Origin of the sequence: Bartonella heixiaziensis, assembly GCF_046245125.2 — a bacterium.
In the GTDB taxonomy this organism is placed as follows: Bacteria; Pseudomonadota; Alphaproteobacteria; order Rhizobiales; family Rhizobiaceae; genus Bartonella; species Bartonella heixiaziensis.
Window position 1 is genome coordinate 997,833 of sequence record NZ_CP176404.1, and the last position, 26,329, is coordinate 1,024,161.

The 26,329-nt window shown below is 38.0% G+C and carries 17 protein-coding genes; 7 read left to right on the top strand and 10 right to left on the bottom strand.

Annotation, left to right across the window (positions count from 1 at the left end):
• Positions 1-2,181 (bottom strand): RNA degradosome polyphosphate kinase, encoded by a 2,181-nt coding sequence (locus ACKC4Y_RS04370; protein ID WP_409362083.1) that lies wholly within the window; start codon positions 2,179-2,181, stop codon positions 1-3.
• Between the two features lie 270 nt (positions 2,182-2,451).
• Between ACKC4Y_RS04370 and ACKC4Y_RS04375 the strand changes: the two genes are divergently transcribed.
• Both ACKC4Y_RS04375 and ACKC4Y_RS04380 read left to right on the top strand, forming a co-directional pair.
• Positions 2,452-2,700, top strand: coding sequence for a zinc-finger domain-containing protein (locus ACKC4Y_RS04375; RefSeq protein WP_409362084.1), 249 nt, complete (start codon positions 2,452-2,454; stop codon positions 2,698-2,700).
• Between the two features lie 40 nt (positions 2,701-2,740).
• Positions 2,741-4,012, top strand: coding sequence for an FAD-binding protein (locus ACKC4Y_RS04380; RefSeq protein ID WP_409362085.1), 1,272 nt, complete (start codon positions 2,741-2,743; stop codon positions 4,010-4,012).
• 185 nt (positions 4,013-4,197) lie between these two features.
• Here ACKC4Y_RS04380 and dnaE read toward each other — a convergent pair whose 3' ends face one another.
• Positions 4,198-7,686 carry a DNA polymerase III subunit alpha gene (gene dnaE, locus ACKC4Y_RS04385; protein WP_409362086.1) on the bottom strand — a complete coding sequence of 1,163 codons (3,489 nt, stop codon included), beginning with the start codon at positions 7,684-7,686 and terminating at the stop codon, positions 4,198-4,200.
• A gap of 390 nt (positions 7,687-8,076) precedes the next feature.
• On the opposite strand from dnaE, the gene recG reads away from it, so the two are divergent.
• Positions 8,077-10,185: an ATP-dependent DNA helicase RecG gene (gene recG / locus ACKC4Y_RS04390; protein ID WP_409362087.1), complete on the top strand. Its 2,109-nt coding sequence runs from the start codon at positions 8,077-8,079 to the stop codon at positions 10,183-10,185.
• 95 nt (positions 10,186-10,280) lie between these two features.
• On the opposite strand, the gene glmS is transcribed toward recG, so the two are convergent.
• The 5 genes from glmS to ACKC4Y_RS04415 all read right to left on the bottom strand — a co-directional run bounded on the left by glmS (position 10,281) and on the right by ACKC4Y_RS04415 (position 15,825).
• The gene (glmS, locus tag ACKC4Y_RS04395) at positions 10,281-12,104 is read right to left on the bottom strand and encodes a glutamine--fructose-6-phosphate transaminase (isomerizing) (RefSeq protein ID WP_409362088.1); all 1,824 of its coding nucleotides are present in this window, start codon (positions 12,102-12,104) and stop codon (positions 10,281-10,283) included.
• A gap of 170 nt (positions 12,105-12,274) precedes the next feature.
• A complete protein-coding gene (gene glmU, locus ACKC4Y_RS04400; RefSeq protein WP_409362089.1) occupies positions 12,275-13,624 on the bottom strand; it encodes a bifunctional UDP-N-acetylglucosamine diphosphorylase/glucosamine-1-phosphate N-acetyltransferase GlmU in 1,350 nt (449 codons plus the stop codon).
• A 14-nt stretch (positions 13,625-13,638) separates the two neighbouring features.
• Entirely contained in the window at positions 13,639-14,427 is a 789-nt protein-coding gene (locus ACKC4Y_RS04405; protein WP_409362090.1) for a cytochrome c biogenesis CcdA family protein, read from the bottom strand.
• A gap of 46 nt (positions 14,428-14,473) precedes the next feature.
• Complete coding sequence (locus ACKC4Y_RS04410; protein WP_409362091.1) at positions 14,474-15,484, bottom strand: carboxypeptidase regulatory-like domain-containing protein; 1,011 nt, start codon at positions 15,482-15,484, stop codon at positions 14,474-14,476.
• Between the two features lie 17 nt (positions 15,485-15,501).
• Positions 15,502-15,825 carry a HesB/IscA family protein gene (locus ACKC4Y_RS04415; RefSeq protein WP_409362092.1) on the bottom strand — a complete coding sequence of 108 codons (324 nt, stop codon included), beginning with the start codon at positions 15,823-15,825 and terminating at the stop codon, positions 15,502-15,504.
• A gap of 107 nt (positions 15,826-15,932) precedes the next feature.
• On the opposite strand from ACKC4Y_RS04415, the gene ACKC4Y_RS04420 reads away from it, so the two are divergent.
• The 3 genes from ACKC4Y_RS04420 to ACKC4Y_RS04430 all read left to right on the top strand — a co-directional run bounded on the left by ACKC4Y_RS04420 (position 15,933) and on the right by ACKC4Y_RS04430 (position 21,618).
• Positions 15,933-17,135: a deoxyguanosinetriphosphate triphosphohydrolase gene (locus ACKC4Y_RS04420; RefSeq protein ID WP_409362093.1), complete on the top strand. Its 1,203-nt coding sequence runs from the start codon at positions 15,933-15,935 to the stop codon at positions 17,133-17,135.
• A 31-nt stretch (positions 17,136-17,166) separates the two neighbouring features.
• Positions 17,167-18,924, top strand: a complete 1,758-nt coding sequence (argS, locus tag ACKC4Y_RS04425) for an arginine--tRNA ligase (RefSeq protein ID WP_409362094.1) — start codon at positions 17,167-17,169, stop codon at positions 18,922-18,924.
• A 153-nt stretch (positions 18,925-19,077) separates the two neighbouring features.
• Entirely contained in the window at positions 19,078-21,618 is a 2,541-nt protein-coding gene (locus ACKC4Y_RS04430; RefSeq protein WP_409362095.1) for an SPOR domain-containing protein, read from the top strand.
• A gap of 134 nt (positions 21,619-21,752) precedes the next feature.
• On the opposite strand, the gene ACKC4Y_RS04435 is transcribed toward ACKC4Y_RS04430, so the two are convergent.
• Positions 21,753-22,031 carry a hypothetical protein gene (locus ACKC4Y_RS04435; protein WP_409362096.1) on the bottom strand — a complete coding sequence of 93 codons (279 nt, stop codon included), beginning with the start codon at positions 22,029-22,031 and terminating at the stop codon, positions 21,753-21,755.
• A 305-nt stretch (positions 22,032-22,336) separates the two neighbouring features.
• On the opposite strand from ACKC4Y_RS04435, the gene ACKC4Y_RS04440 reads away from it, so the two are divergent.
• Positions 22,337-23,443 carry a branched-chain amino acid aminotransferase gene (locus ACKC4Y_RS04440; protein ID WP_409362097.1) on the top strand — a complete coding sequence of 369 codons (1,107 nt, stop codon included), beginning with the start codon at positions 22,337-22,339 and terminating at the stop codon, positions 23,441-23,443.
• Between the two features lie 120 nt (positions 23,444-23,563).
• Here the strand turns inward: ACKC4Y_RS04440 and glpX are convergent, their stop codons facing one another.
• Together glpX and ACKC4Y_RS04450 are read right to left on the bottom strand one after the other, a co-directional pair.
• Entirely contained in the window at positions 23,564-24,550 is a 987-nt protein-coding gene (gene glpX / locus ACKC4Y_RS04445) for a class II fructose-bisphosphatase (RefSeq protein ID WP_409362098.1), read from the bottom strand.
• A gap of 148 nt (positions 24,551-24,698) precedes the next feature.
• Positions 24,699-26,015 carry a homoserine dehydrogenase gene (locus ACKC4Y_RS04450; RefSeq protein ID WP_409362099.1) on the bottom strand — a complete coding sequence of 439 codons (1,317 nt, stop codon included), beginning with the start codon at positions 26,013-26,015 and terminating at the stop codon, positions 24,699-24,701.
• Between the last annotated feature and the right edge of the window lie 314 nt (positions 26,016-26,329).

Below are 26,329 nucleotides of genomic sequence, written 5' to 3' on the forward strand. Positions count from 1 at the left end.
TCAGTCTTTACGCACTTCAGCTCGTTGCCGATGCAACATCATCAAACGTGAAGCGGAAGATCCAAAAGATTTTTTACACCCCAAAAGACCTGCATTGCTCATAAAATACTCCTGCGCATTAAATGGACTCTCACCTCTTTGCGGTGTTATATGTTTTGATGTTCCATCGCTTAGTATATCAAAGCTTTGTTGATTATCAATAATATTAGCCAACATAATTTGTAAAAGAATCTGTTGACGAACAATTTTATTAAAAACTGGAACTAATATTTCAACACGATGATCAAGGTTACGAGGCATCATATCAGCGGATCCCAAATAAACAAGCGCATTTTCACTAGGTAAATCTCCCCCATTACCAAAACAAAAAATCCGACTATGTTCAAGAAAACGCCCTACGATTGATTTTACACGAATATTATCCGAAATCCCCCGAATACTCGGGCGCAAACAACATATACCACGCACGACCAGATCGATCTGCACCCCTACTTGACTGGCACAGTATAAAGCATCAATAATTTCAGGATCAACTAATGCATTAACTTTCATCCAAATAGCAGCAGACCGCCCTTGTTGCGCATTGCTAATTTCTCCTTCAATATGCTTCAGAATACGACTGCGTAATGTTAAAGGGGAAAAAGCAATCTTCATTGCTTCATTTGGACGCACATATTGAGCGATATAATTGAACAATAATGCAACATCATGGCCAATATCATCGTCAGCAGTAAAGAACGAAAGATCAGTGTAAATTTTAGCATTAATTGGATGATAATTTCCAGTTCCAAGATGAACATAAGAACGATGACGTTTTCCTTCACGCCTCACAACAAATGACATCTTAGCATGTGTTTTTAATTCAATAAAACCAAAAACAACTTGAACGCCTGCACGTTCAAGATCACGCGCCCAACGAATATTAGCTTCCTCATCAAAACGTGCTTTAAGTTCTACCAAAGCGGTCACCGATTTTCCCTGTTTTGCAGCATCAATCAAAGCGCTGACAATCGGACTATCATTCGATGTACGATAAAGGGTTTGTTTGATTTCAACAACATCAGGATCATGAGCTGCCTGACGTAAAAATTGTACAACAACATCAAATGATTCATAAGGATGATGAATCGCGATATCATTTTCACGAATAGCAGCAAAACAATCACCATTATGCCCACAAAAGTATTCAGGAAAACGAGGCTTATAAGGAGAAAATTTTAGGTCATCGCGTGAAATAGAAACAATCTCAGATACCATACCAAGTGCTAAAAATCCATCGAAAACATTTATACAATCATCAGGAACAGCAAGTCCATTTGTTATAAATTGGCGTAAATTCTCTGGCATTCTTGCATCAAATTCAATTCGAATAACCTGCCCACGGCGACGCCTTTTAAGCGCAGTTTCAAAAAAATGAACAAGATCTTCAGCCTCTTCCTCTACTTCAATATCACTATCACGAATCACCCTAAATGTACCAATTCCATCAACTTGATAATCAGGAAATACATGGCTCATAAAAAGGCTCATAATATCTTCAGACGCAATAAAGCGAAAACATTTGCCCTTTCGAGGAAGAGGAATAAAACGTCTTAAAGTTGTTGGGAGAGGCAACAACACTATGAATGAGTGTTGACCAGCACATTGAGACAATTGCAGAGCAAATGAAAGCCCTAAATTAGGAATAAATGGAAAAGAACCCGCAGGATCAACTGGCAAAGGTTTTAAAACAGGAAGAATCATATCAAGAAAATATTTTTCGAGCCATGACTTTTCAATTTGTGAAAGCTCATTAGGACAAATAATTTCAATATTATTCTGTTTTAATTCATGACGTAACACACTCAATTCTCGCAGCTGCTTAGCCTGCAAATGTGAAATCTCAGTCAAGACTATATCGAGTTGCTCCTGCGGTGTATGCCCATCTGCACTGCACGTTGTGACTTTAGCTCGAATTTGAGCAACAAGACCAGCAACACGAACCATAAAAAACTCATCAAGATTTGTTGCTGAAATTGAAAGAAATCGTACACGTTCTAATAAGGGATACTTCGGATTAGCTGCTTGCATCAACACTCGATTATTAAATTGTAGCCATGAAAATTCTCGGTTAATAAATCGCGCCGGATTTTTCATTGTTATATCCGACATAAAAATCTGATCTTTCGCCCTCTGTTCCATATATTCTAGCTAATCTTCCTTTATATTCTCCGAAAGTCTTATAATTAAATATCCCACATAACGCTTTACGATATGTTACCGTTATCACAACATATCGATGAACAATTTTTCTCATGAAATTTACGTTTTAAGATTTAAAAATACTTGGAAGCATTCCAACTCGTAAATTATCTTTAAAATCACCTTGCATTATAATAATCTTTATTACAAACTGATGAATATAGGTCAAAATCATTCCTTATAGGACAATTTATCCGGAGTTTTTACACCATGGCTGATCACAACATTCCTCATTTCCAAAACGACCTAGGATATAAAACAATCGAAATTGGTGTAAAAGAATTCATGTGTGTAGGCGCCACGCAACCATTTGATCACCCCCATATTTTTATCGATATGGGATCAATGGATGAAAAAATTTGTCCTTATTGTTCAACGCTTTATTGCTATAATCCTTCACTACAATACAATCAAACAAACCCAATAGGATGTCTCTATCAGCCAAAGAATTTACTATAATACACTTACACTCTCTGCTTTTTCCAATATGAAATAACAAATGAATCAATCACCAATCATCGTCGGAGCAGGGATTGCTGGATTAAGCTCTGCTTTAGCGCTTGCACGTAAAGGAATTACAAGCACCATTATCGAAAAGTGCCAACAGCTTGAGAGTGTAGGCGCTGGTATTCAACTCACTCCAAATGCTACATGTATTCTTGATCGCTGGGGAATTCTTAGCAAACTCATCGAAGTAAGTATAACACCCCATTTTCTCCAGTTAAGAGATGGAGTATCTCTAAAAACGCATCTACGCTCTAATCTTATCAATTTATCTGAAAAAAAGTGGAAGGCTCCGTATATTACGATTCATCGAGCCGACTTACAAAAAGCTTTATATAATGCTGTTATTGAGAATCCCCTTATCAAATACAAAACAGGTGAAGCTATTGTCTCATCTATCCAAACCGAAACCAACAGCATTAATATAGAAACAATAAAAACTGATCAACAAGCCGAAACAGAACATCACCAGTTTTATTCAACCTCTCTCCTTATCGGATGCGATGGAGTTTGGTCAACACTAAGGCACTTAGCTCCTTTTCATGAAAAAGCAGATTTTAGTGGTTTTATTGCTTGGCGTGCAACAACAGAATTTAAAAATCTTCCTAAAAGTTTTTGTTCTTTATTACAAAATATGCAGACGATTACTGCTTGGATGGGTCCACGAAATCATCTTGTTGTCTATCCCATTCAAGCATCAGCAAAAGTTTTTAATTTTGTAGCCATTACGCACGGAGAAAATTCAGAAAAAGAATGGGCTCAGAAGGGGAACAAAGAAAAGCTTAAATCTCTTTTTAAAGACTGGAATCTGCAAATCTTGCAGATCTTTGACCATATTGATGAATGGACCTATTGGCCACTCTTTGAAATGAACCACAATCGTTTTTTAGGGTTAGAGCGGCAAGTGTTTGTGGGTGATTGTGCACACGCAGCCTTACCATTTGCAGCACAAGGTGCTGCTATGGCAATAGAAGATGCCGCCACATTAGCTGAAGTGCTCTCACTGAAAGATCTTCCCTTGACAAAAGCTCTTTCACTTTACGAAAAAATACGAAAAACCCGCATTGCAGCGGTAAAAAAGCGTGGAGATTTTAACAGGCTAACCTATCACGCAACAGGCCCCATAGCTATTGCGCGTAACCTCATTATGAAACTTCGTACTCCAGAAAGCATTATGTCTAGCCTTGATTGGCTTTATATGTATGATGCTATGAACCAAACAAAAAATGAAATAAAAAAATATATAGGAAAGACTTATAAAAGTTAAAAACCTCAAATTGTTTTGAAAACTATGGATATGACGAGCTAAATTTTCTTGAATTCATATGTTAGAAACCCATCATAAAATACAGAAATAAAAGAAAGATTCATAATCTAATTCGATGTAAAAATTTAACATTCTAATAAAAAACGATGCAACTCAAAATAAACAACCGTTTTATAATTATTGATTTAAGTTAACTCCACATCGACAACACCATGAATTGATTTCATAGCACTCACCACACGTGAGTTTATTTTATATCGCTTTGGAAGCGTAATTTCTACTTCCCGCAATCCCTCCTCTTGAATCAAAATCAACCCTACCTCTCCGTTACCACTAGGATTTAAGTTTTGTTCAATTTGTGGAAGCATATCAACAGTTTTTATAAAGAGACGCATCATTTTATGATTCTGTAAGGCTCCCTTTTCTAAAGATTGGACTGTCTCAAGTCGCAAACTAATCCCTTCAGAACGATTTTCTGCACTCACCGTAATAATAAAGGATTTTCCTGGCTCTAGCATATCCTCATAAATCAAAAGCCCTTCGGAAAATAGAACTGCTTCATACTGTCCGCTCGTATCAGAAAATTGGATAATCCCCATTTTCTTACCAGATTTTGTTTTGCGAATTTGTTTTGCCACGACAGTTCCAGCAAGCCTAGCAGCAGTTGCTCCTCCCTTAACAGCATTGGAGAAATTAATCCAAGTCTGAATGCGTTTTTTAGCAAGAATAGCTTGATACTCATCTAACGGATGAGCAGAAAAATAAAAACCTATGACTTGAAATTCCCGATAAAGTTTTTCAGCCGGTAACCACGGAGCTGTGTGCGATAGAAGTAAAGGTTCTTTTAGTCCGTCTGTCATCCCAAATATATCAGTCTGTCCGCTAGAATTGTTATCAAGAATACGAAGTGCACGCGCTTGAAGAGTTCCAAGGCTCGCCAATAAAACCTCGCGTGCAATATTAAAACAATCAAAAGCACCAGCACAAATCAAACTTTCCATCGCGCGCTTATTAACAATACGAGGATCAACACGTTCACAAAAATCTTCTAGATTCTTAAAAAATTTATTTCCGCGACAAGATACGATATGATCAACGACAGCTTCCCCCACACCTTTAATGGCAGCAAGAGAATAATAGATGCAATTTTCACCAACCTCAAAAATGCGGTGTGATGTTTGTACCGAAGGTGCAATAACCTTAATACCCAGTCTTAGCGCTTCACGCCGAAAATCATTTAATTTATCCGTATTCGTCATATCATATGTCATGGAAGCAGCTAAAAACTCAACGGGATGATGTGCTTTCATATAAGCTGTTTGATAAGAGACAATTGCATAAGCAGCAGCGTGAGATTTATTAAAACCGTAATCTGCAAATTTTGCTAAAAGATCAAAAATAATATCAGCCTGATCTTTATTAATACCACTCGCAACAGCCCCACTCACAAAACGCGTACGCTGTTGTTGCATTTCTTTATGAATCTTTTTGCCCATAGCTCTACGCAATAAATCCGCTTCCCCAAGCGAATAACCAGCAAGCTCTTGCGCAATTTGCATTACCTGTTCTTGATAAACAATAACACCTTGTGTTTCTTTAACCAGATGATCTATTTTAGGATGAATAGAAGCAATTTCTTCTTCCCCATGTTTGCGTGCATTATACGTTGGGATATTCTCCATTGGACCAGGACGATAAAGTGCAACAAGTGCAATAATATCTTCAATGCGATCTGGCTTCATCCCGATCAGTGCCTTACGCATACCAGAACTTTCAACTTGAAATACACCAACCGTTTCACCACGCGCCATCATGGCGTAAGTCGTTTCGTCATCAAGAGGGATATGTGATAAATCTATTTTTATACCCTTCCGTACAACAAAATCCGCTGCCATTTTCAAAATAGTAAGCGTTTTTAATCCAAGAAAATCAAATTTCACCAACCCGGCCTGTTCAACACACTTCATGTTAAATTGCGTTACTGGCATATCAGAACGCGGATCACGATACATTGGAACAAGCTCTGATAACGGACGATCACCGATAACAATCCCTGCAGCATGGGTGGATGCATGACGGTAAAGCCCCTCAAGCTGAAGTGCGATATCCAACATGCGCCCAACAACGGGCTCCTTTTTCTTTTCTTCCTTAAATTTTGGTTCGTCCCTGATGGCATCTGCCAATTCAACCTGACTACCGGGTGTAGCAGGAATTAATTTTGTAAGATAATCAACTTGACGATAAGGCACTTCTAGAACACGCCCAACATCACGCAACACTGCACGCGCTTGCAATTTACCAAACGTAATAATCTGAGCGACTTGATCACGTCCATATTTTTTCTGAACATAACGAATGACCTCCTCGCGCCGTTCTTGACAAAAATCAATATCAAAATCTGGCATAGAAACACGATCTGGGTTGAGAAAACGCTCAAACAAAAGAGAAAAACGCAATGGATCAACATCAGTAATGGTCAAGGCATAAGCAACAAGTGAACCAGCACCAGAACCACGTCCCGGTCCAACAGGAATATCGTGAACTTTTGCCCACTTTATAAAATCTGAAACGATAAGAAAATAGCCAGAAAAATGCATACGGGTAATAACTGAAATTTCATAATCAAGCCGCTGCTCATAATCTGTTATAGAATAGCCTGCTGCTAAACCAATTGTCTCAAGGCGCATTTTTAAACCAGATTTAGCCTGATTTAACAATTCATTATCTTCATCTTCTAAAGTATAAATTGAATTCATAGATTGCTCTATAAAACGAGGTAAAATTGGTTTTCGAATTGGTGTAGTAGCATGACAACGTAGCGCAATTTCAACGCTATTTTCTAAAGCTTCTGGAAGATCAGAAAATAATGCAACCATTTCATCTTGTGATTTCAAATAATGATCTGGTGTCACACGTTTACGCTCTGGATTAGAGACAATTTGTCCTTCTGCAACCGCCATCAAAGCATCATGAGCTTCATATCCTTTCCTATCCAGAAAAAAAGCTTCATTCGTCGCAACAAGAGGAACATCATGTGCGTAAGCTAATTCAACAAGTGCAGCTTCTACCTTCCGATCATAAGAGCCATGCCGTTGTAATTCGATATAAAGACGGTCATCAAAAATTGTTTTCAAATAATTTAAACGTTCAACGGCTCGTGCTTTTTTATCTTCTGCCAAAGCCAAATTAAGAGGACCACCTCTGCCACCAGTCAAAGCGATCAATCCTTCACTGTGCGACAATAACCAATCTGCTTTAATATGAGGAGGATCAGTATCATGCTTATCAAGATAAGCACGACTAACCAATCGCACCAAATGCGCATAACCACTTTCGCTAGCAGCCAACAATACAATAGAGCAAAAATCAGAAGGATAGTGCCATTTGACTAAATGTGGAAGACGATTTTCATCATCAAAATCAATTGCAAGCTGACAACCAATAATAGGTTGAATACCATGAGAAAAACAATATTGAGAAAATTCTAAAGCACCAAACAAATTATTCGTGTCTGTAATAGCTACCGCCGGCATATCATCAGAAATGGCATGTTGAATAATTTGTTGAATCTTTAAAGCTCCCTCAAGCAATGAATAAGCTGAATGCACCCTTAAATGAATAAAACGAGGGAAAGATTTTTTACCATCTCGTATTTTGCTTTTATTTTCTGACACTCTCACAATTTCCCATCACAAAATAAATACCAAATGACACCTATTACCAGCCTCGTAATAGACGACATTTTAGTCCATTATGCTAAAAGTTTATAACTTTAAAACTCTTGTATACCCAGAAAAAATTCTAACCTTATTTATACTTCATGCTTTAAATGCCGTTAGAAAAATGCCAATAGAGTTAAATAACAAACGCACAAAAACAAAAGACGGCGTATCATACTGATATGAGATTTTTTTGTACTATTCATATTATATTTGTTGTATGAATACTCATTTTTCTTCTTAAAATTTAAAGTGTAAATAAAGAGCTTACTTTTAGATGATTTATTCTAAAAAACTCCTTTAAAGCACTAGAAAAAACAAAAAGAGCAAGCTAAAAATTCCCTTATGCGCCCCAGCCTTATTACCCCTCTTTTTAGCTCCATTCGTACCCTTTCGGGGATTTCTCCTAAAGTATATAGCTTAATGGCTAAAGTCTTAAACATTAATCCTACGCAACGTGAGGCCACCCTTATCGATCTTCTCCGATTGATGCCCCACTCCGTTATAGATCGCAGAATGCGGACTAACATTGCCTTCGCACAGGAAGGAATTACCCTTACTCTTGAAATTATCATCGATCAACACCAACCTCCACCGACGAGCCGTAGCCGTCTTCCTTATCGCGTTATCGCTCATGATCCAACAGGAATAATAAATTTAGTATTTTTTCATGCCCAACCTTCTTGGCTAAAAAAACAACTCCCAGAAGGAAAAAAGGTTATTGTATCAGGGAAAGCGGAGCGGTTTAAGGATCAGCTTTCAATGATTCATCCAGATCATATTGTGCCAAGCGAGCAATTAAATCAGATTCCCTTAATCGAACCTATCTACCCCTCTACTGCTGGATTATCAGCAAAAACACTAAGACATGCGATACAAAATTCCCTTGAATATATTCCTTTGTTACCAGAATGGATAGAGGAAGGCGTCAAAAAGCAGCAAAACTTTTCTTCTTTCTCTGTTGCTTTACGTCGCATCCACTCCCCCGTAGATCCTGATGATTTATCCTTACACAGTACAGCACGCAAACGTCTTGCTTATGATGAATTGCTCGCTTGTCAATTGGCTCTTGGCCTCGTGCGTTTGAAAACAAAATCTCTTGTCGGAACGTCTCGCCCTTCAAATGGCACCTATACTAAAAAATTACTGAAAACCTTGCCCTACCAGCTAACAAATGGACAAAGTGAAGCGATAAAAGATATTGAAAAAGATTTGGCATCACCCGAACCCATGTTAAGGCTTCTCCAAGGCGATGTGGGAGCAGGAAAGACTGTTGTTGCACTAATGGCAAGTGCACAGATTGCTGAAAATTCTGGACAGTCAGCTTTAATGGCACCAACAGAAATTCTGGCTCGACAACATTTTGCTACAATCGCTCCTCTTGCCGAAAAGATCGGATTACAAACAACTCTTTTAACTGGACGAGAAAAAGGAAAATTACGCACAAATATTCTGAAGGACATTCTATCAGGAAAAGCCTCTATTATCATTGGTACACACGCTCTCATACAACAAAGCGTTACATACAATAATCTTGCATTAGCCATTATTGATGAGCAGCACCGTTTTGGAGTACATCAACGTCTTGCTCTTACAGCAAAAGGCCATAAACCAGACATGCTGGTAATGACCGCTACCCCTATTCCACGCACGCTGGTCTTAACAGCTTTTGGTGATATGGATGTATCCCAAATTACAGAAAAACCAATTGGACGACAACCAATTACTACAGCAACAATTCCTTTAAAACGGATCAATGAACTGATAGAACGAATTGCATCTGCGTTAAAAAAAGGAGAAAAACTTTATTGGATTTGTCCTCTTGTCGAAGAATCAACAACTCTTGAACTTACTTCAATTGAGAACCGCTTTGCTATTCTCCATCAACGGTTTGGCTCCTGTGTTGGCATGGTCCATGGAAAAATGTCTACAGATGAAAAAGAGGCAGCAATGGCATCTTTTAAATGTGGAGATATATGCATTTTAGTTGCAACCACGGTTATTGAAGTGGGAGTTGATATTCCTGACGCTTCAATCATTGTTATAGAACATGCAGAACATTTTGGTCTCTCACAATTGCACCAATTGCGTGGACGTGTTGGACGAGGAGAAAAAAAGTCCTCCTGTATTTTACTATACAAAGATCCACTTACAAAAATGGCCGCAGAACGCCTTAATATTATACGTAATACAGAAGATGGCTTTAAAATTGCTGAAGAAGACTGGCGTTTACGAGGAGAAGGTGAGCTTTTAGGAACACGACAATCAGGTATGCCTGAATTCCATATAGCAAATCTTGCTGCACATAGTGATCTTTTGTTAATGGCAAGAAGAGACGCACGTTTATTTTTACAACGTGATGCCAATCTTTCCTCAGAACGAGGACAAGCTTTACGCTTGCTGCTTCATCTTTTTGAGCGCGACGATGCTACTCGGCTTTTACGTGCAGGCTAATGTTAAAAAATCTTTATATAATTTATTGCAAATACTTTTTTATAATTTACACGTTTAATCATCTTTCAAACACTCGAAAGATAAAAAATTATTCCTCACTCAACCGTTACCGATTTTGCTAAATTACGTGGTTGATCAACATCTGTTCCCAATAAAACAGCTGTATGGTATGCGATTAATTGAATGGGTAAAGCATAAATAAGAGGCGCAATAAATTCTGGAACATCTGGCAAAATAATTGTCGAAAACGTATCAAGACAAGTTGCTTCTGCTCCTCTTCTATCCGTTATCAAAATAATACGGCCATTGCGTGCTGCCACTTCTTGCATATTAGAAGACGTTTTTTCAAACCACTTATCATAAGGTGCAACAACAATAATTGGGAGTGTCTCATCAACCAGCGCAATTGGTCCATGTTTTAACTCACCCGCTGCATAACCTTCAGCATGAATATAAGAAAGCTCCTTCAATTTTAGTGCTCCTTCCAAAGCAATTGGATAAGAAGTACCACGTCCAAGATAAAAAACCCCTTTTACGTTCATCAAATCACGACAAATAGTCTCAATTTTTTCCTCTAGCTTTAAAACTTCATTTAAAATCCGCGGCACTTCTGCCAATTGCCGAATTAACTGCTGTTCTGTATTCTCTGATAAACATCCACGTTGCTTAGCTGCACTCAGCGCCATTGAAGCAAGAGTTGATAATTGACATGTAAAAGCTTTTGTTGAAGCAACACCAATTTCTGGACCAGCTAATGTCGGTAAAACAAAATCAGCTTCCCTTGCCATTGTTGATTGCTCGACATTGACAATTGTCGCCGTTTTCACACCACGCTCGCGACAATAACGTAAAGATGCCAATGTATCAGCCGTTTCACCAGATTGAGAAACAAATATTGGCAAGATATCAGGTGTTATAGGTGGCTCACGATAACGAAACTCCGAAGCCACATCATTATCAACACTTAAACCAGCCAAACTCTCAAACCAATAGCGTGCAACCAAAGTTGAATAATAAGCCGTTCCACAGCTTGCAAAGAGCAATCGATTAATATTTTTCCAATCAATCAAATCTTCAAATAAGCGAACTGTATAATTTCCAAGATCAAGATAACGTGCCAAATTATGAGAAATAACGTCAGGTTGCTCAAACATTTCCTTGTGCATAAAATGACGGTGATTTCCTTTAGAAACTAAGAGATTTCCATCAAACAATGTTGTAATAGGACGCTCTACGAGCTGATTATCTACATTATAAATTTTTACTCCCTCACGCGTGAGAACAGCCAAATCACCATCTTCCATATAGCTAATACGATCTGTAAATGAAGCTAAAGCAATTGCATCTGACCCTACAAAAAATTCATCCCTCCCATAACCAACCACCAAAGGTGGACCAGAACGAACAGCAATTATAAGGTCCTCTTCACCTTCAAAAATAAGAGCAAGAGCAAAAGCACCCTGCAATTTTTTCCAACTCGTGCGAGTCGCTTCTTGCGGAGAAAGACCGCTTTTTAGTGCGTGCGTAATTAAATGAGCAACAACCTCCGTATCAGTTTCTGTTTCAAAAACATAACCATCTTCAATGAGTTCTTTTCGTAATTCTGAAAAATTTTCGATAATACCATTATGAACAACTGCAATCCGTTCAGTTAAATGAGGATGAGCATTCCGCTCTACAGCAACTCCATGTGTAGCCCAACGCGTATGACCAATTCCTAGATTACCTTTCAAAGGTGTTATCTTTAACTTTTCTTCTAAATGAATGAGCTTACCTTCAGCTCGAATACGATGAAGCCGCCCCTTATAAACCGTTGCGACACCAGATGAATCATATCCTCTGTACTCGAGACGCTTCAAACCATCAATCAAAGAGGATGCAACAGGCCTATTTCCAAGAATTCCGATAATTCCGCACATTAAAAAGCTCCAATTCACATCCGAGATTTATAATAACCCGATAAAATAATCCAACAGCCTGATTAAAAACTCTAAAAGATCATATACACCGAATATGGTATGGAAATACCTAAGAACAAGTCTTTGCACAATGCTCAGATCTTTATAAAGCCAAGAGTTAAAGTGAAAAATCACCTCTTTTGTTTATTTATCGACAAACGTGCACGCAACTTTGCAGCACAATCCTCTTTTATCACCTGTCGTGCTCGCCCAAAAGCTACACTATTCATAGGCACATTTTCAGTAATAACACTTCCTGAAGCTACATAAGAACTTTTTTCAATAATCAATGGAGCAATGAGTGCTGAGTTAGAACCAATAAAGGCATCATCACCAATCACTGTTTTATATTTGTGAAATCCATCATAATTGCAAGTAATCGTACCAGCTCCAATATTGCTATGTGCACCAATTTCTGCATCGCCAATATAACTCAAATGATTAATCTTAGAGGCTTCTCCTACTTTTGCTTGTTTAATTTCACAAAAGTTTCCAACCTTTACTAATCGTGCCAACTCTGTTCCAGGACGCAAACGTGCATAAGGCCCAATCTGCGCATCCGTACCAATAACAGCACCTTCCAAGTAACTAAATGCACGGATAACTGCACCAGAGTGTACTTTTACCCCCAGTCCAAAATAAACATTTGGCTCAATTACGACATCCGGTTCAATTTCTGTATCATAAGAAAAATAAACACTTTCTGGTTTCAGTATTGTAACACCAGACAACATCAAATCGCGTGCTTTGCGCTTTTGCCATAAAGCATCAGTTTCACAAAGCTCAAAACAATTATTAACGCCTCTAACAGTACCAAAAGGCACTTCAACAACTCGAACATCTAACCCTTCACGCGATGCAATAGAAACAATATCTGTAAGATAATATTCTTGCTTCAAATTGTCATTACTGACCTTCTCTAAAAGAGAAAGTGCGTACCTCCCATTCATGGCCATTATCCCGCCATTACACAAAGAAATCTTTCTCTCTTCATGACTTGCATCTTTTTCTTCTACAATCGCAATAAGTTTACCATTTTTCTTGACAAGACGCCCATAACTTGTTGGATCAGTGGCATAAAAACCAGTTACAACAACATCTGCCCCTTCAGTAAGCTGTGCACGAATACGCAGCAATAAATCTTGCTCAATCAAAGGCGTATCACCAAAAACGATGAGAATATCATCAAAGCCTTCCTGCAAAGCTAAGCGCGCCGATAAAACAGCATGAGCAGTCCCTAAACGCTCTTTTTGTTCAAAAAGCATTACATTTTTCACATAGGATTCAACAACTTTAGCAACTTCTTTAGCACCAGATCCCACAATCACTGCTAATTGTGAAGAGTCTAGCAATTGCATTTGTTTTATCACATGGCATATAAGTGGTAACCCAGCTATTTTATGAAGGACCTTGGGAAGAGACGACTTCATACGCGTCCCTTCACCTGCCGCGAGAACAATAGAAAGACATTTTCTAACCATAAAAGCACACAAAATTAATGAGAAAAACCAAAGAGACTTGTAACATCATCCCAACGAAGAGCTTCAACATGACTCAATAAAGGACAATTTTCTAAAAGCCAAAATGAAAGATCCTGCATAGAGCCTGTTAAAAACAGAATACCTGTAATAATGAGAAAGAGTCCAATAATCTTTTCAATTTTTCCCAAATGAACACGAAAAGCTCCTAAAAATCTCATAAAGCTGCTCGAAAATAGAGCTGCTAACACAAAGGGCACCCCAAGCCCTAACGCATAGATCGCTAAAAGAAAAGCTCCTTCACCGACAGTTTCTTTTGTTCCAGCAAGTGTTATAATGGGACCTAAAATTGGGCCGATACATGGAGTCCAACCAAATGCAAAAGCTAAACCAATTATATAAGCTCCTAAAGGTCCAGCAGGAATTTTGCGTGTCTGAAACCGCACTTCACGAAATAAAAAACCAATTTTAAAAACTCCTAAAAAGTTTAAACCAAAAACGATAATGATAATTCCAGCAGCAATTGCGAACCAATCACGATAATAACCGATAAACTTGCCAAGTGTGCTCGCACTAGCACCTAAAGCAACGAAAACAGTTGTAAAACCAAATACAAAAGAAAGGACAGAAAATAAAAGCGCTAAGCGTACAGGCGCTTTTCCCTTCCATTTTTCTGAACGAAAATCATCAATACCAACACCTGCCATATAGCATAAATAGGGAGGAACCAACGGCAAAACACACGGCGATAAAAAAGACAACGCACCAGCAAAAAATACACTCAATGCGGAAAATTCTAAAACCAAAACCTTATATCCACTCTCAACTACAGTTTATATTCATAAATGATAGCTAATCCATAGAATCATCGACTCTCTGTGTATTTTTTACATCTGCTATCACACTCACATCTTCATCATGACCAGAAACAACGGAAAAGAGCCTTTGGTAAATCTGATCTTTATTTTTAGCAATCGCAATATAATCACCCTCAACTAATACCAGAGAAACATAAGCACCAACAGTTTCATAAATGATATCACCAGAATCATTGGTAATAGACCAACTCGTATCTGCTAATGCTTCTCCTCCTTCCTGACGTACCAACTTTAAGACGATTTGAGCTGCTTGATGTTCAAGACTCACTTCAGTAATTTTACCTGCATCCACTTGAATATCCGAACGAACAATAGCATTAATGGAACCATATTGGGAAACAACATGATAGTTGCCAGCTTTCAAACGTACGATTGATCGAGGCTTAACATTTGATAAAATCACACCTGTTTCATCATTTTCTTTTGCATCCTCATATATCGTAAAACGGAGTTCCTTTTCGTTGATTGTACCGTTAAGCAATGTAGCATTAAAAATAATACCACCAGCATCAAGATTGAAATTTTTGATAAGACGCTGTCCACTTTCTAAGTTTACGCGCTGCACCGCACTTGCATGACCAAATGAAACATGAACAAGATAGCTCCCTGGCTCTAAATCAAAATACGCACTCCCTCCCTCAAAAGTAGCAATTAATGGTAATTTGTTATCAGTCCCTAGGATGGGTGCATAAATCCGCCATACAAGCCCTTTCATAATCTCTTCACTAGTTTTTGTAAGTCGAGCATGCAATATGAGCTGGGTCTGAGAAACGAAATTTTCTTTTTCAGAGTCTTGCGATTTTACAATAAAACTTGTTGGTTGTTTTTGTTGGTAACCTTGCCCTCCCCCTTCCTCAGAAAAGGCATAACCACCCCAAATCAAAGGGATAAGCATCACGCATAACCATAAAGATCGATGCAATATTTTTCTTAAAACAGCCATTTTTGCATTGTTGACTAAAGCAATAATCTTTTCAAGAAGCATATTATAAAGTTACCATTCTAAATTGAAAAACTTACACCACAGCCGCATGATGAGACAGCATTGGGATTACGAATCTGGAAAGACTGCCCCATAAGATCATCAATAAAATCAATTTCAGCACCCTCCATAAAGGGGAGAGATACTGAATCAATCAATACAATTGCCCCATCTTTTTTGAGAATAAGATCATCCTCCCTACTTTCAGAAACCAAATCGTATTTATAAGAGAAACCAGAGCATCCACCACCTTCAACGGAAATGCGTAAACCTATTTTATCAGGATTTTTCAAAACTATCTGTACAATTCGCTTTGCAGCAGCATCTGAAATATTCACACTCATTTTTCATATATCCTTGCATTAAGCTGTCAAGAAAGAGTATCCCAAATAAATAGAAATTTATTAACAATAAACCAATCTAAATTTACGATGAGAACAGACAGCTTACAATGGATATAAGCAATATAAATTATAATTACCAATCTCGAGCAATATATAGCGCTAACCCACAGACAAGCCGTGGCAGATTATTTCATGAAACTGTGAGTAGTATACGGTCACCTTTTCAACGAGATCGAGATCGGATTATTCATTCTAATGCATTTCGACGTCTTAAACATAAAACTCAAGTGTTTATCGCTGATGAAAGTGATCATTATCGTACACGTCTGACGCACTCGATAGAGGTTTCACAAATTGCACGAACATTAGCCCGTGCGCTATGTCTTGATGAAGATCTTGCCGAAGCCATTGCCCTTGTTCACGACTTTGGGCATACACCTTTTGGTCACGCAGGAGAAGATGCCCTCAACGAAGCAATGGCACATTATGGCGGCTTTGATCATAACGCGCAAGCGTTACGCATTGTTACAAAACTGGAACAACGCTATGCAAATTTTGATGGACTTAACCTTACTTGGGAAACACTCGAGGGACTTGTGAAACATAATGGCCCCCTTTTAGGCCCTTATGCTAAGAGTAAAGATGTTCCTATTGATATTTTGCAATATAATACAAAGCAAGATCTTGAGCTTAACTGCTTTCCCGGACTAGAAGCGCAATGTGCAGCTATTGCTGATGATATTGCTTATAATGCGCATGATATTGATGATGGTTTACGTTCGCATTTTTTAACAATTGATCAATTCGAACATGTTTCACTGACCGCGTTATTATTAAAAGGTATAAAACAAGACTATCCAAAGCTCGATCAGACTCGGCGTGGCTATGAACTCGTGCGTAGACAGATAACAACCATGGTTGAAGATGTTATTAAACAATCACAAGAAAACTTGATGCACATCAAACCAACAAGCATCAACGATGTTCATCAAGCAGGACAGACCATTGTTACCTTTTCGCCAACGATGACTGTTCATGAAAAAGAGTTGAAGGGATTCTTATTTAAGAATCTTTATTATCATGATCAAGTTCTCAGTCGCCGTAAGAAAGCGAAATGCATTGTACAAAAATTATTCGGCTATTATTATGAAAATCCTAACGTAATGCCTGAAAGCTGGCATAGCAAAACAGCGCACCTAACAAATCAAGAATTAGCGCGTCTTATTGCAGACTTTTTATCAGGTATGACCGATCACTATGCTTTACGTGAATACCATCGCTTATTTGACGATGCGAATAATTTCGTTTAATTGATTTCGAATATACTTATGGAAGTTGAATATGAATGTCTTTAAAAATTTCGAGAAAAAAATTAAAAAATTACTCGAATTATCTGATATAAAAGAAAAAAATGGGAAAGAATTAGATTTATCAAAAATCACCGTTGATCCCCCTCGCGATTCCTCACATGGGCATTTATCAACCAATGCTGCTATGATTCTTGCAAAGTCTGTTGGGCTTAATCCACGCGCACTTGCAGAGAAGATCATAGAACTTCTCAAAAATGATGCCTCTATCGACAGTATAGACGTTGCCGGTCCTGGATTTATCAACTTCAAGCTTACAAAATCGTTTTGGCAAGATGCAATAAAATCCATGCTTGAAACAGGCATATCTTACGGTCGTATTCCAATGGGACAAGGAAAACGCATTAATGTTGAATATGTGTCAGCAAATCCGACCGGTCCAATGCATGTAGGACACTGCCGTGGTGCCGTTGTTGGAGATGTTCTCTCCAATTTGCTGCAATTTGTTGGTTACAACATTACAAAAGAATATTACATTAATGATGCTGGGCAACAAATCGAAGTACTCGCCCACTCCGTACTGTTGCGTTATCGCGAAGCTCTCGGACAAAAAATTAATGAAATTCCAGAAGGATTATATCCGGGTGAATACTTGATACCATTGGGTCAATCGCTTGCTCAAGAGTTTGGTGATCAATTACTCACTATGGATAAAGAGGAAGCTTTATCTATCGTGAAAGAGCGCGCAATTCACGAAATGATGTCAATGATTCGCAAAGATTTGGCTGCTCTTAATATTTATCATGATCTCTTTTTCTCAGAGCGAATGCTTTATGCTGATGAAGCGCGCGCTATTCGTAATACGATTAATGACCTTACTTTAAATGGTTATATCTATAAAGGTAAACTTCCACCACCAAAAGGACAAAACACTGAAGATTGGGAACCAAGCGAACAAACGTTATTCCGTTCAACTGATGTTGGAGATGATCAAGATCGTGTCTTAGTTAAATCTGACGGTTCTTACACTTATTTTGCTGCTGATGTTGCTTATTTTCGTGATAAATTCAATCGTAACTTTGATGAAATGATTTATATTCTAGGCGCAGATCACGCTGGTTATGTAAAGCGGTTGGAAGCGATGGCAAAAGCAATTTCTGGCGATAAAGCCAAATTGAGCGTTTTCTTATGTCAATTGGTAAAACTCTTTCGCAACGGTCAACCTGTACGCATGTCGAAAAGAGCAGGATCATTTGTCACGCTGCGTGATGTTGTAGAAGAAGTTGGCCGTGATCCAGTGCGTTTCATGATGCTATACCGTAAATGTGAAGCACCTCTTGATTTTGATTTTGCCAAAGTGACAGAACAATCAAAAGATAACCCCATCTTTTACGTACAATATGCAAGTGCGCGTTGTCACTCAGTCTTTCGTCAAGCGCAAGAGACACTTCATATTGAAAATATATCAAATCATACATTGATTCTACATCTTCATCGATTAACAGATGACAATGAGGTATCCTTAATACGCAAACTTTCTGAATATCCACGTGTTATTGAACAGGCTGTAGTTCATAAAGAACCACATCGATTAGCGTTTTATCTCTACGACCTTGCTTCCAACTTTCACGCCCATTGGAATAAAGGAAGTGATAATCCCGATTTACGCTTTATTCAGCCTGATGATCAGGAACTATCATTTGCCAGATTAGGATTAATACAAGCTATCATGAACATTTTATCATCAGGACTTGCAATTGTAGGAATAGAAGCAGCAACAGAAATGCGTTGAAAAAGTTCTCCAAATACATAAAATGAATACTTTATTGATAAAGTTTTTCGTGTATCCTTATCAGAGGAGGGGGAATTTCGTAATTTAAAGGATAGAACAAATCATAATTAACCATTTATGCACGCAGATGCAGATCATCATGTGAGAAAAGCTATGAGCGATAACGATCGCAAAAATCCGCACGAAATGAAACAAGATCATGAACACCATGATCCTTTGGAGAGACTTACGCGAATTTTTAATCCAAAAAAACAAAGCGAAAATCAAATAGATCAGTTTTCTTCACAACCTGATCAATCAATATCTCAGCCCCTTAAGAAATCATTCCACGATGATGATTTTGATTTGTCCTTCCTAGAAGAGGAACTTGAAAATAATTTAACAAAAGACTTGCCCTTTGATGATCAAAAGAAGCAATGGAATTTACAAGAAACCCGCAATGAACGGACTTCAAATATTGCATCAACCGGTGCTTTTAGCCATTCAGAACAAAACAATTTTTTGTCTGAAGAAATACATTCTTCACCTATCGGTAACGATGAAGAACAAATTTTAGACGCGCTTTCTCCCTTACCTATTCAAAAAAATCAATCACCTAAAAATAAAACAACCCACACCAGTGCTAACCCATTTTTTGAAAAGGATAATTCTAATACCCAATCAGAAAATTTCTTTTTTGATGAATCTGATATACAAAATAATAACAAAGATGCTACAGAATCCGCTCACCAAGCCAATCGTTTTTCACAAATAACCGCGCAACAGTCAAATAACACAGAAATAAAAGAAAATTATGATGACAATCAAAATCTCAATGATATTGCCATAAATCATCCATACAAAGTTTCGGCTGATCAAGAAAATTGGGTTGAAGAATATTATAGCAATGTTTCAAATCCTTCCATGGTTGCAAACACTGGATTTTCCTCTGTTGTTCCTACTTCAGAGAGAGAGAGCACTGCAAAAAATGAATCAGCAAGAGGCTTTTCATCACCTTTGGATGCAACACAAATCGAAAAACTATCTGATTTAAAAGGCTTTTCACAAGAGAGCTATACTACCGATTATCCTCAAATTTACGAAGAGAAATCCTCAGAAAAAGAAGCTTATGCTGCAAAAACTCCAGAATATGGTGAAGCTCAAAGCAAATACCAATACATCAATAATACTGAAAATATTTCTGAACAAAACAATCAAAAAGAGGTTCCGTATAGCCAAAGCAATTTGAATGATATGCACTCGCCATCAGAAATCCTTAGCACAAAACAAATGGGGAGATTTTTCGCTCATAACACTACGCATCATAGGGATACTCCCCCTCCAAATGTTGATACTTATAAATTTGCAGAAGAAATCGTAGAAAAAACTGGACCAATTATGGTTCCAGAAGTCCCATATGAAGTTCCAGAATATGACGTACCTACTGATGGTTTAAAAGAAGAATTCGCTGATGTGCTCAATGTGGGAAATGTTCCACGAGAGGATTTTTCACGGCAACAACAGCAAAATAATGAAATCTTCAATGAAATTTTTCATCAAACCATGCAAAATCCAAGAGAAGATGCGTATATAAATTCCCAAGAGCAGAGTGCCGACTATTTCTCCACTAATAATATGGGGTACAATTCCTCCCCGTTTACCGAGAATTCATCATACAGAAGCGAAGATGAAATCTCCAAGAATGCATCAACCGCTTCACCCATAAAGAATCTTATTGTTGGAAAAACGCTCACCAGAAGTGTTATTCTTCTTGGCTTGATAGGAATTGGCTTGATCGGTTATTCTCATTTTTTTATGCCATCACAAAAAAATGAGAGCACACCGATTATCCGTGCTGACGACACACCTTTTAAATTGAAAGAAGAATCAACAGAAACGAAAAATGATGCTGCGCATAATTTGGATATTTATAAACAAAAAGCTGGACAAAATGAAAAACAAGAAAATACCCAACAATTTCTTATTGATAATTCTGAACCGCCCGAAGATTTAGCGGAATTGGATCAGCAAGAATCCACAAGTATTTCCCCCTCTTCTCTTGAAGAGTCTGATGTTGAAGACGCAGTAACAGAAGCTATCAATCACACCATTCCAACGCAAGAAGTACAGACTGTTATTGTAAAACCAGATGGCTCAGTTGTACTAAGTTCAACACATCACTCAGATAAACCAACTACCGATGAACCTAAAAAAACGATTAATCAGGCTGCTGAAGATCAACTTCAAGATGAATCTTCTACCCATTCGCAGTTTTCCGATACAAATAGCAAAGAAACAGAAGAGCGCCTTACTACTGATATTGATAAAATCATCTCAGATAATGCTTCTATCCCTAATGTTAAGACAAAAGCTAAAAATTTATCTATACCGATTCCTTTGCAGGAGAAGTTTAATTCAGATTCACAAACACATAACACTTCTCGCCCAAACCCATCAGTCCAATCAACAACACAAAATTATTACGTACAACTTGCATCCCAACCAACACATGCACTGGCTAAAGATTCTTTGAAAAATATGAAATCTAAATTTGGATTCCTTATTGGCACTCGCCCTTTAAATATTCAATCTGCCCTTATACCAGGAAAAGGAACTTATTACCGTGTGCGCATTCAAACACAAAACCGTAATGAAGCTATAAACCTTTGTGAAGACATAAAAAAATCTGGTGGCAGTTGCTTCATCACACGATAAGAAAATAATGCAGCGATTATTAAAACCGTTGCATTATTTATTTCTCTACCAATTTATGAACTTTAGAAGCTAAAACCATATCAGATTTTTCTTGGCTGTTGAATTTTTTCCTCTAAAGAATTTTTCTTTTTAAATTAAGGTGAAGTCGTGTCTTTATAGATATAAGGCTCTGGAGAAATCGGATTATGATCTTTTCTCGGACTAGTTATCGTTTCACTTGCCCCCGTAGTAGAGTGAGATATGTGTTGAGGTGATTTTTCAAAAAAAGACCCTAAAAAGCCAAAAACAAACCAAATAATAAAAAGCCCCAGAAAAATAGCGAAAATACCTTTAGAAATCGAGTTACGCTGTTCACGCTCTGTCTGTTCTGCCGCTATATGTTGCTCATATGTCGGATAATTTTTATCAATCATAGTGAATTCCTTTTCTCAATTCCCCTGCTTTTGGCTATCTAGATGATATACATCGAAGTTATTCAGATTCTTATTTGGAAAAACGATAAATATGTATAAAAGTTCCAGCTTACTTAGAAAATTAAGAAGAAAGATCACAAAAACAGATTCAAAAAAATATCTATCAATAAATCTTTGATTTGAACTCTGTAATAAAACATTGACACAAAGGAATTGCTAATCATAATAAAGTTTTATTGAAAGCATGTTGTTATTTTTTAATAAAAAGCACCTAGAAATAAAGCTCCTCTAAAAAGGTTTTACTTATGAAATCTCCTCCATCATCGCTTCCGTTTAAAATAGAAAAACACACATCCCCTCTATCCGACGAAAATCGTGAAGAAATCCTCAAAGGTCCTGGTTTTGGTCAATTTTTTACAGATCACATGTGTCTCATCCAATGGACTAAAGATAAAGGTTGGCATAACGCTATCATCTCTCAATACAAATCTTTAGAAATTAATCCAGCAAGTACTGTTCTACATTATGCGCAAGAGATTTTTGAAGGTCTAAAAGCGTATCGCGCAAAAGATGGACGCATTTTATTATTCCGCCCTGATGCTAATGCACAGCGTTTTATAGAATCAGCGAGGCGTTTAGCTATGCCCGAATTACCAAAGGATATCTTTTTGGATGCGGTCAATCTATTGGTAAAAATTGATCAGAAATGGGTTTCTGGAAATCCCAATGCGAGTCTCTACATACGTCCATTCATGTTTGGTAATGAAAACTTTTTGGGGGTTCGCCCTTCTGAAGAATATATTTTCTGCATCATCGCTTCACCTGTTGAATCATATTTCAAAGGAGAAGAAAAAACTGTCAGTGTATGGATTGAAACAGATTATAGCCGTGCTGGTCCAGGAGGCACAGGCGCTGCAAAATGTGGCGGAAACTATGCAGCAAGCTTACTGGCACAAAAGTGTGCAACGCAAAATAATTGTAGCCAAGTACTCTTTCTTGACATGGTTGAGCATAAGCGGATTGAAGAACTCGGTGGTATGAATGTTTGCTTTATTATGGCAGATAATACACTTGTAACCCCTGCGCTTAACGGCACTATTCTTCCAGGAATAACCCGTGATTCAATCTTAAGGTTAGCCCAACAAATGGGATTAAAAGTAGAAGAGCGTTCTTATTCTTTTGAATCACTCAAGCAAGATGCACGAAGTGGTCACCTTAGGGAAGTCTTTGCTTGTGGTACGGCCGCTGTTATCACATCAATCGGTCGTTTCAAATACAAAGATGGCGAATTTATTATCGGAAATGAAATGACTGGTGAAGTCACGAAACAACTTCGCACACAGCTCGTTGATCTTCAAAAAGGCAATAAAGAAGACACCCATGGCTGGGTGCATTCTGTTCAGCTCTCATAGCAATAAAAGATATCTCTCAAAACATCATCAATGCTTCCATGAAGACATCCCTCAAAGCCTTATGGAAGCATATACTTTCATAAGGTCTTTTTTATTTTTTAACGGCTAGAACGAAAAGCATCAATTAAATTTTGAGGAGTCTCTATGCTGTGCTTTAATATTACGGATTGTACCAGTATGTGAACGCATCACAAGAGTTTCCGTCTGAATATAACGAGAAGTAAATTTAACACCAGAAAGCATATTGCCATCCGTTACGCCTGTTGCAGAAAACAACACATCACCCTTTGCCATTTCTTGCATTGTATAAACTTTATTGGGATTATTGATTCCCATTTTAGCCGCACGTGCAATTTTTTCTTCTGTATCAAGCTGTAAACGTCCTTGCATTTGCCCGCCAATACAACGCAAAGCCGCAGCTGCTAATACGCCCTCAGGTGCTCCCCCTACACCCATATAAATATCAATGCCTGTTTCATCTGGATCAGTTGTATCAATAACGGCGGCAACATCTCCATCACCAATTAAGCGAATTGCTGCCCCCGTTGCACGTACTTCATCAATCAATTTTGCATGACGAGGCCGATCCATAATACAAACAGTAACCTGATTAACCGCTACTCCCTTAGCCTTTGCAAGGGCGTGAATATTATCCGCAGGATGAGCATCTATATCAATTGTTCCCTCTGGATAGCTGGGACCAATAGCAATTTTTTTCATATAAACGTCAGGAGCATAAAGCAAATTACCCTTCTCAGCAATTGCCACAACCGCTAGGGAATTAGCAAGATTTTTAGCACAAATTGTTGTTCCCTCCAGCGGATCAAGTGCAATATCAACTTCCAAGCCATTTTGAAGACCTACTTTCTCTCCAATATAAAGCATAGGAGCTTCATCGCGCTCACCTTCGCCAATCACTACTGTACCATTAATAGGCAAACGATTAAGTTCTTTACGCATTGCATCTACCGCAGCTTGATCAGCAGCTTTTTCATCACCACGCCCACGCCAATGAGCAGCAGCCACAGCAGCGCGTTCAGTCACACGTACCAATTCAAGCGTTAAAATACGATCAAGTCCATTTAAAATCTTCTGAGTTGAAGGCATAAAAAATCCTACCAAATAAGTACTAGCAAAAAATAATAGTATTCATTGCCAAACATTTAAGAATAAAAGCTTTTCGCAAAGACGAGAACTTTTTACAAAAGAAAAAGCGCTCAAGCTTTCCTTGTCATTATACAACAAATCATAAACTCTACGCCGTACGTTCAATACGAATAAATTGAGATTTTGCGGTAAGATAACCATCTTTTTCAATTGCTGCAAGTGCCTGTCGTACATTCACTTCCGTTGTTTCATGTGTTATTAAAATAATTGTTTTTATTTTTACAATCTGACCTTCTATAAAAGGCCTTTGAACAATCGACTCTAATGAGATGTGATTCTCAGCCATATGCTTTGCAACCGCTGCAAATACACCAGCGCGATCATGAACGCTTAAACGAATAAAATAACCACCTGCATGATGAGAAATACGTGCTTTTTTATGCGGAGCAAGCTTCGACGCTGGACTTCCAAAAACAGGCGCATACTGAAAACCAAGACGTGCTTTCGCTATATCGGCCAAATCACCAATAACCGCTGATGCTGTTGCCTCTCCTCCAGCTCCAGGACCAGAAAACAATAACTCACCTAATAAATCGCTTTGAATAGAAAGAGCATTCGTCACGCCATGAATCTGTGCAATCATCGATGATGTTGGTACCATTGTTGGATGAACACGTTGCTCGATTCCGGAATCGGTTTTTAATGCAACCCCTAAAAGCTTAATCCGATATCCCAATTCATCAGCTGCACGGATATCAATCTGTGAAATATTGCTAATTCCCTCAACATAAACATCATCTAACGAAACTGTCGTTCCAAATGCCAAACTTGTCAATAAAGCTAATTTATGAGCAGTATCATTTCCCCCAATATCAAAAGTCGGATCAGCTTCAGCATAACCAAGCCTCTGCGCATCTGCCAAACAATCTTTAAATGAAAGTCCTTCAGTAAACATGCGTGTTAAGATATAATTGCAGGTTCCATTTAGAATGCCATAAATCTTAGATACATGATTACCGGAAAGTGATTCTCTCATTGCTTTGATGACAGGAATTCCACCTGCAACGGCAGCTTCAAAATTAAGAAAAACGCCTTTGTTTTCTGCACTAATAGCAAATTCCACCCCATATCGAGCCAGAAGCGCTTTATTGGCAGTAACAACATGATGACCTACCTCAAGTGCCTTCTTAACAGCTGCATATACGACATCTAGTTCACCACCAATTAACTCAACAAAAACATCAATCTCATCAGAAGCAGCCATCTCTACAGGTGAATCAAACCATTTAACATCACTCAAATCAATTCCACGATTACGATCTTTATCGCGCGCGCTAACAGCAACAACTTTGATTGGTCGCCCACAACGGCAAGCTAAACTATTTGCCTTTTCACGTAAAATCCGAATGACTGAAGTGCCAACCGTACCGAGGCCTCCAATGCCAACTTTTAAAGCTTCTGCCATTATTTTAACTATCTATCTCTCAATCTTAACTGAAAAAATATCTAAATTACGCGCAACACGGCAAAAATGATACCTACTACCAATCATAAAGACGTGCTTATTGCTATAAACTATAAAAAGAACCCCTAGCACAATGATATTCGCCTATTCAATCAAAAGCTCTAAGAAGATAAATATCAGTATTTTAAAGCTCAAGGACTAATACAAATATCGCTGCTTGAAAAAGGAAAAACTATTAATTGCCCCCCCTAATCACTAGGCATTTTGCTGTTTTTATACGTTTTTCAAATCATTGCAATATTAAAATTACCACT

Excerpts from the sequence above, each read along its gene's own strand:
- ACKC4Y_RS04375 (WP_409362084.1), top strand. The coding sequence starts at position 2,452 with ATGGCTGATCACAACATTCCTCATTTCCAAAACGACCTAGGATATAAA.
- ACKC4Y_RS04415 (WP_409362092.1), bottom strand. The coding sequence starts at position 15,825 with ATGAGTGTGAATATTTCAGATGCTGCTGCAAAGCGAATTGTACAGATA.
- glmS (WP_409362088.1), bottom strand. The coding sequence starts at position 12,104 with ATGTGCGGAATTATCGGAATTCTTGGAAATAGGCCTGTTGCATCCTCT.
- argS (WP_409362094.1), top strand. The coding sequence starts at position 17,167 with ATGAATGTCTTTAAAAATTTCGAGAAAAAAATTAAAAAATTACTCGAA.
- ACKC4Y_RS04380 (WP_409362085.1), top strand. The coding sequence starts at position 2,741 with ATGAATCAATCACCAATCATCGTCGGAGCAGGGATTGCTGGATTAAGC.
- ACKC4Y_RS04450 (WP_409362099.1), bottom strand. The coding sequence starts at position 26,015 with ATGGCAGAAGCTTTAAAAGTTGGCATTGGAGGCCTCGGTACGGTTGGC.
- recG (WP_409362087.1), top strand. The coding sequence starts at position 8,077 with ATGCGCCCCAGCCTTATTACCCCTCTTTTTAGCTCCATTCGTACCCTT.
- ACKC4Y_RS04435 (WP_409362096.1), bottom strand. The coding sequence starts at position 22,031 with ATGATTGATAAAAATTATCCGACATATGAGCAACATATAGCGGCAGAA.
- ACKC4Y_RS04430 (WP_409362095.1), top strand. The coding sequence starts at position 19,078 with ATGAGCGATAACGATCGCAAAAATCCGCACGAAATGAAACAAGATCAT.
- ACKC4Y_RS04420 (WP_409362093.1), top strand. The coding sequence starts at position 15,933 with ATGGATATAAGCAATATAAATTATAATTACCAATCTCGAGCAATATAT.
- ACKC4Y_RS04410 (WP_409362091.1), bottom strand. The coding sequence starts at position 15,484 with ATGCTTCTTGAAAAGATTATTGCTTTAGTCAACAATGCAAAAATGGCT.
- glpX (WP_409362098.1), bottom strand. The coding sequence starts at position 24,550 with ATGCCTTCAACTCAGAAGATTTTAAATGGACTTGATCGTATTTTAACG.
- ACKC4Y_RS04370 (WP_409362083.1), bottom strand. The coding sequence starts at position 2,181 with ATGGAACAGAGGGCGAAAGATCAGATTTTTATGTCGGATATAACAATG.
- glmU (WP_409362089.1), bottom strand. The coding sequence starts at position 13,624 with ATGGTTAGAAAATGTCTTTCTATTGTTCTCGCGGCAGGTGAAGGGACG.
- ACKC4Y_RS04440 (WP_409362097.1), top strand. The coding sequence starts at position 22,337 with ATGAAATCTCCTCCATCATCGCTTCCGTTTAAAATAGAAAAACACACA.